Consider the following 1,343-nt stretch of genomic DNA (forward strand, 5'->3'; position numbering starts at 1 on the left):
TCGTCGGGGGATATCGTGAACTCCAACAGATTCTGGAGAAGGGGGGTCCTGTCGCTCGCGAAGCCTGCTTCACCTCCGGTGATGGCACGCACTACTCGAAACTTTCGAGCGCCATCAGTGAATTCGACGCCGACTTTCTATCTGAAGCCGCCGAGTACAGTCACAACGCCGCGCTCTATGCGCTGACCCCCCGAGGACCCTCGTTCGACCGGACTTCCACGTACCCGTCGAAGCCGCGTGCTTACTACCGGGAGAACGACGAGGACTGGACGGTCAGCATGGACCACAAAATGAGCGAGGCGAGCTGAGTCGTCGCCGAGTACATGGCGCTGGTCGCTCCCCCGCTTCGGTTCGACCGCGACCGGTTGGCCCCCAACTACGAGTATTCGATTGGGGACATCTACCGATTGTTCGCACACCTCGCCATCGAGCAATGTGCCGCGAAGAACGGCGCCGAACTTCTTGACTGGCAGTCTGACAGAGACACCCCCTCAGCCTCGACGCTCTTCGAGTATATCCCAAACGCGGGCACCGAGGGGGATTACGAGGTGGAAGACATTGAAACGAAGTTCATCAATGCCACGTGTCGCCTCCTCGAGCGCGAAAACCTCGCCCCGTCGGAACCAATCCACCTAGCGTACGACCTCACGACTGTTGGCTGGTATGGGAAGGAGAACAGATGGGTGACGGGGTCGATCAACGATGATAACACGACCGAATTCTGGCACTATGCTGTTCTATCGACCGTCACACCCGGTCGAAACTACATTTTAGGGGCTCTGTTGAAATCCTCAGAGAGTTACATGTTCGCCGTGTAATTCGATGAGATGAAGGCCCTCCCGAAGTCGCAGATTCTCCGATTTACTGAGAAGGCGATCCATNNACGACCTATCGTGGCCTGCTTGACGAACTGATCGAGATGCCGCGCATTCGTCACGCCCTCGGATTAGCTGAACTTCCTACGCCATCAACGCTTTGTAAGGCGTTCAACCGGCTTGATATGGCTGTCTGGCGTGCCATATTGACTCTCTCAGCGACGCTACTTCCGACGAGCGGTGTCGTTGGAGTTGATGCGTCAGGATTCGACCGCAGTCCGCCTCAAAACACTACACGAAACGAGCCGAACTCACGATTCAGCCGCTCAAAGTGACGTTGCTGGTCGATACGAAAGTGAACGCAATCCTCGATCTCCACGTGACGACAACACGAAAACACGATAGCCAGATTGCGCCGTCGTTGATCAAGCGCAACCCCGAGGATATTGGCATTCTACTCGGTGACAAGGGCTACGACGACCAGAAGATCAGGCAACTTGCCCGGCAACACGAGGTTCGGCCACTGAT

At 56.4% G+C, this 1,343-nt stretch carries 2 protein-coding genes and 1 pseudogene; all 3 read left to right on the forward strand.

What is annotated here, in order from left to right; genetic code table 11:
- A partial coding sequence (locus tag DJ74_RS19055; protein WP_176451309.1) for a hypothetical protein occupies positions 1 to 308 on the forward strand: 308 nt, incomplete at its 5' end.
- A 15-nt stretch (positions 309 to 323) separates the two neighbouring features.
- Entirely contained in the window at positions 324 to 818 is a 495-nt protein-coding gene (locus DJ74_RS04975; RefSeq protein ID WP_094526542.1) for a hypothetical protein, read from the forward strand.
- 9 nt (positions 819 to 827) lie between these two features.
- Positions 828 to 1,343: pseudogene (locus DJ74_RS04980) on the forward strand (transposase); the annotation flags it as partial.

Source organism: Halorubrum sp. Ea8, from assembly GCF_002252925.1.
In the GTDB taxonomy this organism is placed as follows: Archaea; Halobacteriota; Halobacteria; order Halobacteriales; family Haloferacaceae; genus Halorubrum.

Coding starts and splice junctions, on each gene's coding strand:
- DJ74_RS04975 (WP_094526542.1), top strand. CDS start 324: ATGGCGCTGGTCGCTCCCCCGCTTCGGTTCGACCGCGACCGGTTGGCC.